Below are 7,362 nucleotides of genomic sequence, written 5' to 3'. Positions count from 1 at the left end.
CTCAATGGCCTGAGCCCTGTCAGCTACAGGACTCAGGCTACTGGCTAAAACTGTCCAACTTTTCGGGGGCAGTCCAGGTACTGCGCAAGGCTTGGGTCCTGTGAGTTCCCTGTGGGAGCTGGCTTGCCGGCGATAGGGCCGCTACAGGCTTACTCGATGAAGGTAACCACACCACCTTCCAGCGACTTCACCCGGGCCAGCGACTCAACGCGATAGCCCTGGCTGTCCAGCTCGGCACGGCCGCCCTGGAACGACTTCTCGATCACGATACCCAGGCCGGCCACGGTGGCGCCGGCCTGCTTGATGATCGAGATCAGTGCCTGCGACGCCTTGCCGTTGGCCAGGAAGTCGTCGATCACCAGCACGCGGTCGCTGCTGTTGAGGTGACGCGGCGAGATGGCCACGGTGTTCTCGGTCTGCTTGGTGAAGGAATACACCGAGGCGGTCAGCAGGTTCTCGGTCAGGGTCAGCGATTGGTGCTTGCGGGCGAAGATCACCGGCACGCCCAGTTTCAGGCCAGTCATCACCGCCGGGGCAATGCCCGAGGCTTCGATGGTGACGATCTTGGTCACGCCCGCGTCGGCGAACAGGCGGGCGAACTCGTCACCGATCAGCTGCATCAGCGCAGGGTCGATCTGGTGGTTGAGAAACGCATCGACTTTGAGAACCTGATCGGAAAGCACGATGCCTTCTTCGCGAATCTTCTGATGCAGTGCTTCCACTGTGGTATTCCTCGATGTAACAAAGGTCGCCGCAAATAGCGGCAAAGTTAGAGAGTAATGGTTGATCAGCGTTTGAGCATTGCCCGGATATCGGCCAGGGCGTTGTTGCCGCGTGCGGCCTTTACCTCGACCGGCGCATCGTCCAGGCCTTCCCAGGCCAGGTCTTCCGGTGGCAGTTCGTCGAGGAACCGGCTGGGCGTGCAGTCGATGATTTCACCGTACTGCTTGCGCTTGGCGGCGAAGGTGAAGGCCAGTGTCTGGCGCGCGCGGGTGATGCCCACGTAGGCCAGGCGGCGTTCCTCCTCGATGGTGTCGGCCTCGATGCTGGAGCGGTGCGGGAGGATTTCCTCTTCCATGCCCATGATGAACACGTAGGGGAATTCCAGGCCCTTGGAGGCATGCAGGGTCATCATCTGCACACCTTCGGCGTTCTCTTCCTCTTCCTGCTGGCGCTCGAGCATGTCGCGCAGTACCAGCTTGCCGATGGCGTCCTCGATGGTCATGTCACCCTCTTCGTCCTTCTCGAGGGTGTTCTTCAGCGCTTCGACCAGGAACCAGACGTTGCTGATGCGAAACTCCGCAGCCTTGTCGCTGGCAGTCTGCTGGCGGATCCAGTTCTCGTAGTCGATGTCGCGGATCATCTCGTGCAGCGCGGCAATCGGGTCTTCCAGGGCAACCTTGTGGCGAACCCCGTCCAGCCAGTGCTTGAAGCGCTGCAAACGCTCGGTATAGCGGGCGTCCAGATGCTCGCCCAGGCCAAGCTCCTCGCTGGCGGCGTACATCGAAATGCCACGCTCGGTGGCGTAGTTGCCGAGTTTTTCCAGGGTGGTGGAGCCGATTTCACGGCGCGGTACGTTGATCACCCGCAGGTAGGCGTTGTCGTCGTCCGGGTTCACCAGCAGGCGCAGGTAGGCCATCAGGTCCTTGACCTCCTGGCGGCCGAAGAAGCTGTTGCCACCCGACAGGCGATACGGCACCTGGTGGTGCTGCAGCTTCAGTTCGATCAGCTTGGCCTGGTAGTTGCCGCGGTAGAGGATGGCAAAGTCGCTGTACGGGCGGTTGGTGCGCAGGTGCAGGGTGAGGATTTCCATGGCCACGCGTTCGGCCTCGGCTTCCTCGTTCTTGCAGCGGATGACGCGGATTTCGTCGCCCACGCCCATCTCGCTCCACAGCTGCTTCTCGAACGCGTGCGGGTTGTTGGCGATCAGCACGTTGGCGCAGCGCAGGATGCGGCTGGTGGAGCGGTAGTTCTGCTCCAGCATCACCACTTTCAGGGAGGGGTAGTCCTCCTTGAGCAGCATCAGGTTTTCCGGCCGGGCGCCACGCCAGGCATAGATCGATTGGTCGTCGTCACCCACCACGGTGAACTGGTTGCGCATGCCGATCAGCATCTTTACCAGCAGGTACTGGCTGGCGTTGGTGTCCTGGTATTCGTCCACCAGCAGGTAGCGCACGCGGTTCTGCCAGCGCTCCAGCACATCGGGGTGCTCCTGGAACAGCTTGACCGGCAGCAGGATCAGGTCGTCGAAATCCACCGCGTTGAACGCCTTGAGCGTGCGCTGGTAGTGGGTGTAGACGATGGCGGCGGTCTGCTCGCGCGGGTTGCGCGCCTTCTCCAGGGCCTCGGTGGGCAGGATCAGGTCGTTCTTCCAGGCACCGATCATGTTCTTGATCTCGTCGATGCCGTCGTCGCCGGAGTATTCCTTCTGCATGATGTCCGACAGCAATGCCTTGATGTCGGACTCGTCGAAGATCGAGAAACCTGGCTTGTAGCCCAGGCGCTCGTGCTCCTTGCGGATGATGTTCAGGCCCAGGTTGTGGAACGTGCACACCGTCAGGCCTCGCCCTTCCCCCGGGCGCAGCAGGGTGCCGACCCGCTCCTTCATCTCGCGCGCGGCCTTGTTGGTGAAGGTCATCGCCACGATGTACTGGGCACGGATGCCGCAGTTCTGGATGAGGTGGGCAATCTTGCGCGTGATTACGCTGGTCTTGCCCGAGCCTGCACCGGCGAGCACCAAAAGAGGGCCGCCGACATAGTCACGGGCTTCCTGCTGCCGGGGATTGAGTCGGGACATGCTAGAAACCGGGGGTCGCCAGAAAATAGCCGCGCATTCTAACAGGCATGGGGCGTTTGTGGCGCGACCGTCTGACGTCTGAGTCAAATATGTAAACGGGATTTGCCGGCTGGCGCAGTTTCGCGCAGGATGCACGACAAAATACGTCGGGATGCTACACCCGTAAAAACATGTATTAAATTGAAAATCATTTTCATTAATGCAGTAGCATACCCGCCAGTTTCCGTTGCACCGTGAAGCCCTAAGGAGCCCGCTTGTCCACGCCTGTCGAACCATTGCGTTTGCTGCTGTTGGCCGATGAGCCGGAATGGGGGGCGCTGCTGCGCGAGTGCACGCCTGCCCTGGGTGGCAGCGCCGTACTGCTGACGGCGCCGAACTGGGAGTCGGTCGACAGCCTGTTCAACCAGGACCGCCAGGCTGTCGTGCTGGCAACCCCGGCCCTGCAGCCCGCGCCCGGGCGCTGCGAGTTGCCGACCATCCTGCTGCTCGACCACGAGCCCCAGCTAGCGCCCACCGCTGTCAGCGACTGGCTGGTGCGTGACCAGCTCAATGCCGACACATTGCGCCGCTCGCTGCGCCATGTGCGCGAGCGCGGCGTGCTGGTGGCGACCTTGCAGCGCCTGGCCGAGCAGGACCCGCTGACCGGCATCGCCAACCGCCAGGGCTTCCAGGCCTTGCTGACCGCGCGCCTGGCCGAGAATGACGGCCGTGGCCTTGCCCTCGGCCACCTGGACCTGGACAACTTCCGCCACGTCAACGACGCCCTCGGCCACCAGAGTGGCGACCGCCTGATCCTGCAGGTGGTGGCGCGCCTGAAACAGCAACTGGAGGCGGGCGACCAGCTGGCGCGCCTGGGCAGCGACGAGTTCGCCCTGCTGATCGACACCCGACGCGACCCCAATCGTGCCGAATCGATTGCCGAGCGGATTGTCGAGGCGTTGGCCGAACCCTACTGGATCGACGGCGAAAGCCTGCTGCTGGGCTGCAGCCTGGGCTTGGCCCATGCCCGCGCTCAGGGTGGTGCAGACCCGCTGATGTGGCACGCGCACATCGCCATGCGCCAGGCCAAGGGCAGCCAGGGTTGCACGTTCCATGTGTTCAACGAACGCATCAACCGTAACGCCCGCAGCCTTGCCGACCTGGAAAGCGAACTGCGCCGCGCCCTGCGCCGGGACGAGCTGGAGCTGCATTACCAGCCGCGGTTGAACCTGGCCGACGGGCGCATCGTCGGCCTCGAGGCGCTGGTGCGCTGGCGGCATGCCGAGCGCGGCCTGTTGCCGCCAAGCGAGTTCGTGCCGCTGGCCGAGCAGAGCGGCCTGATCGTCCCGCTGGGCTACTGGGTGATTTCCCGTGCCCTGCGCGACATGCAGGCGCTGTGCGAGCGCGGCCTGGAGCCGCTGCACATGGCGGTCAACCTGAGCTTCCGCCAGTTCCAGGACAGCCAGCTGTTGGCGACCTTGAGCCGCCTGATTCTCGAACATGGCGTGGATGCTCGCTGGCTGGAGTTCGAACTGACCGAAACGGCGGTGATGCGCCGCAACGAACTGGTGCGCCAGACCATGGACGCCCTGGGGCGCCTGGGCGTGCGCTTTTCGCTCGATGATTTCGGTACCGGGTTTTCTTCGTTCGTGCACCTCAACAGCCTGCCGATCACCTTGCTCAAGGTGGACCGCAGCTTTGTCGCGGAAATGGAAATGCGCGAGGAGAACCGCAAGCTGGTGCACGCCATGATCAACCTGGCGCACAACCTCAACCTGGAGGTGGTGGCCGAAGGGGTGGAGAGCGAAGAGCAGATGGCGTTGCTGCGCGGGTTTGGCTGTGACCAGGTTCAAGGCTTCCTGGTCAGCAAGCCGCTGCCGGTGGGGGAACTGATGGAGTTTTTGCTGCAGGCGACCGGCGGCCAGTTGGGCGCGGCCCTTTAGGGCCTCTTCGCGGGTGAACCCGCTCCCAAAGGCTTTGCACAGGTTTCAGACTCTGCGCATTCCCTGTGGGAGCGGGTTTACCCGCGAAGAGGCCCGCAAGTCAGGCCGAAGCCGCCGCCGCGCCACCAATCCCGGCCTTGCCCAAGAGCCGCTTCATGCGCCACTCAAAGCCAAAGGTCAGTGCCACCGCTGCGCACGCCAGCCCCAACGCCAGCCCCCACCACACCCCGACCGCGCCACCGCCCAGGGTAAAGGTGAACAGCCAGGCGCTCGGCGCCCCCACCAGCCAGTAGCAGACCAGGCCGATCAGGAAGGTGGTCTTGGCATCCTTCAGCCCACGGATCGAGCCCATCGCGATCGTCTGCATGCCATCGAACAGCTCGAACCACGCAGCCACCATCAGCAACTGCACCGCCAGCTGGAAGATCGCCGCAAATGCCGGGTCGTCACGGTCGATGAACAGCCCCACCAGAGCATCGGGCAGCAGCCAGAACAGCGCGGCGAAGGCAAACATGATCATCGCCCCGAAGCCGATGCCCACCCGCCCGGCGCTGCGTGCCGCCAGCAGGTTGCCAGCGCCGTAGTACAGCCCCACGCGCATGGTCACCGCATACGACAACCCGGTCGGCACCATGAACGCCGTGGAGACGATCTGCAGGGCGATCTGGTGCGCCGCCAGCTCGGTGCTGCCCAGCACGCCCATGCACAGCGCGGCAAAGGCGAACAGGCCGACTTCCACCATGTAGGTGCCGCCAATCGGCAGGCCCAGCCGCCACAGCTCGCGCAGGGCCGGCAACGACGGGCGCGACAGGCCCTTGCGCAGTGGGTAGGCGGCATAGGCCGGGTGCCAGCGGATATAGAGCGCCAAGGCGATGGCCATGCCCATCGACACCACTGCGGTGACCAGGCCGATGCCCATCAGGCCCAGCTTGGGCAGGCCGAACATGCCTTCGATCAGTGCCACGTTGAACAGGTAGTTGAGCACCGTGCCGACCAGGCTGATGACCATCACCGGGGTCGAGCGGCCCAGCGCGCTGGTAAAGCCGCGCAAGGCCATGAAAGTCAGGTAGCCGGGCAGGGCCAGTGGCAGCAGGGTGAGGAATTCGGCGGCCGAGGCAACGTTCTCGGGCTTTTGCCCGAACAGCAGCAGTACCGGCTCCAGGTTCCACAGCACGAGCGCAGCGAACAGCGCCAGGCCCCAGGCCAGCCACAGGCCACCCTGCGCCAGGCGGGTGGCGCCCTCGATGTCGTTGGCGCCCTTGCGAATGGCTACCAGGGTGCCGACCGCAGCGATCACGCCAAGGCAGAAGATCGACACGAACGAGTAACTCGCCGCGCCCAGGCCGCCGCCAGCCAGGGCTTGCGGGCTGATGCGGGCCATCATCAGGGTGTCGGTCAGCACCATCAGCATGTGCGCCAACTGCGAGGCGATCAGCGGCCCGGCCAGGCGCAGCAAAGCCTTGAGTTCTGTGGTGGGCGCGACATGCATGGGGCAGTCCTTTTCCTGGGGTGATCAACGAAGGGCGATTCTGAGGCTTTGGTCAACTTTGCACAAAAGGATAAAAGCGATCATTGGCATGAGTCTGACTCATGTATATATGCTTTCCGGTGATTCATTTCACAGCCCCGTATGGCAGGTGCATCATGTCCCGTCAGCTCCCCCCGCTGTATGCCCTGCGCGCATTCGAAGCCGCCGCGCGGCTGAGCTCCTTCACCCGTGCCGGCGAAGAGCTGTCTATTACCCAGAGCGCGGTCAGCCGGCATATCCGCACGCTGGAGGAGCATTTTGCCTGCCGCCTGTTCGTCCGCAGCGGCCGCAGCCTGCAACTGACCGAAGCCGCGCGGGTGTTGCTGCCCGGTGTGCGTGAAGGCTTTGCCGCGCTGGAGCGGGCTTGCGATACCTTGCGCGGTGAGGATGACATCCTGCGCATGAAGGCCCCCTCGACCCTGACCATGCGCTGGTTGCTGGCGCGCCTTAGCCGCTTTCGCCATTTGCAGCCTGGCAACGAGGTGCAGCTGACCAGCGCCTGGATGGATGTCGACCATGTGGACTTCAACCAGGAGCCGTTCGATTGCGCGGTGTTGCTCAGCGACGGGGTGTTCCCGCCGGAATGGGAAGTGCGCAAGTTGTTCCCGGAGCTGCTGATCCCCGTGGGTGCGCCAGACCTGCTCGACGAGGAGCCCTGGGACGAGCGCCGGCTGGCCTGCATAGAGCTGCTGCATCCCACGGTGGACAAACGCGACTGGCGAGAATGGTTGGAGCGCATGGGGCTGAGTGACAAGGTTTCGCTCAAGGGCGGGCAGGTGTTCGACACCCTGGAGCTGGGCATGATTGCCGCAGCGCGTGGCTATGGCATTTCCATGGGTGATTTGCTGATGGTGGCCGAGGATGTGGCGCAGGGGCGCTTGAGCCTGCCTTGGCCGACGGCGGTGCCCAGCGGGATGGATTATTACCTGGTGTGGCCGCGCACTCGGCCAGGGGGCGAGCGGTTGCGGCGTTTGAGCGCGTTTCTGGAAGAGGAGGTGGCGGCGATGGATTTGCCGGATGTGCAGATCCTGCCGCCCCTCTGATTGCCTGTACCGGCCTCTTCGCGGGCTTGCCCGCTCCCACAGGTTTGGGAGCAACTGTCTGTGTTGCCTGCC

General features: G+C 63.9%; 5 protein-coding genes. 2 read left to right on the top strand and 3 right to left on the bottom strand.

Features of this window, described 5'->3' with window-relative positions:
* Positions 1 to 149: 149 nt before the first annotated feature.
* On the bottom strand, positions 150 to 722 hold the full coding sequence (locus ACK1U9_RS23915) for a xanthine phosphoribosyltransferase (RefSeq protein ID WP_009683322.1): 573 nt from the start codon (positions 720 to 722) through the stop codon (positions 150 to 152).
* 65 nt (positions 723 to 787) lie between these two features.
* Complete coding sequence (gene rep / locus ACK1U9_RS23910) at positions 788 to 2,797, bottom strand: DNA helicase Rep (RefSeq protein WP_046613680.1); 2,010 nt, start codon at positions 2,795 to 2,797, stop codon at positions 788 to 790.
* Positions 2,798 to 3,051: 254 nt separating this feature from the next.
* Between rep and ACK1U9_RS23905 the strand changes: the two genes are divergently transcribed.
* Positions 3,052 to 4,719, top strand: a complete 1,668-nt coding sequence (locus tag ACK1U9_RS23905) for a putative bifunctional diguanylate cyclase/phosphodiesterase (RefSeq protein ID WP_046613679.1) — start codon at positions 3,052 to 3,054, stop codon at positions 4,717 to 4,719.
* Positions 4,720 to 4,819: 100 nt separating this feature from the next.
* On the opposite strand, the gene ACK1U9_RS23900 is transcribed toward ACK1U9_RS23905, so the two are convergent.
* Positions 4,820 to 6,208, bottom strand: a complete 1,389-nt coding sequence (locus tag ACK1U9_RS23900) for a NorM family multidrug efflux MATE transporter (RefSeq protein WP_085601133.1) — start codon at positions 6,206 to 6,208, stop codon at positions 4,820 to 4,822.
* Between the two features lie 155 nt (positions 6,209 to 6,363).
* Here ACK1U9_RS23900 and ACK1U9_RS23895 point away from each other — a divergent pair, with 155 nt between their 5' ends.
* Positions 6,364 to 7,290 carry a LysR substrate-binding domain-containing protein gene (locus ACK1U9_RS23895; protein ID WP_046613677.1) on the top strand — a complete coding sequence of 309 codons (927 nt, stop codon included), beginning with the start codon at positions 6,364 to 6,366 and terminating at the stop codon, positions 7,288 to 7,290.
* Positions 7,291 to 7,362 lie beyond the last annotated feature (72 nt).

It is taken from the genome of Pseudomonas sp. XP1 (genome assembly GCF_053557675.1).
Note: the sequence above shows the minus strand (reverse complement) of the source record. Positions and strands in the feature narration are given on the sequence as shown.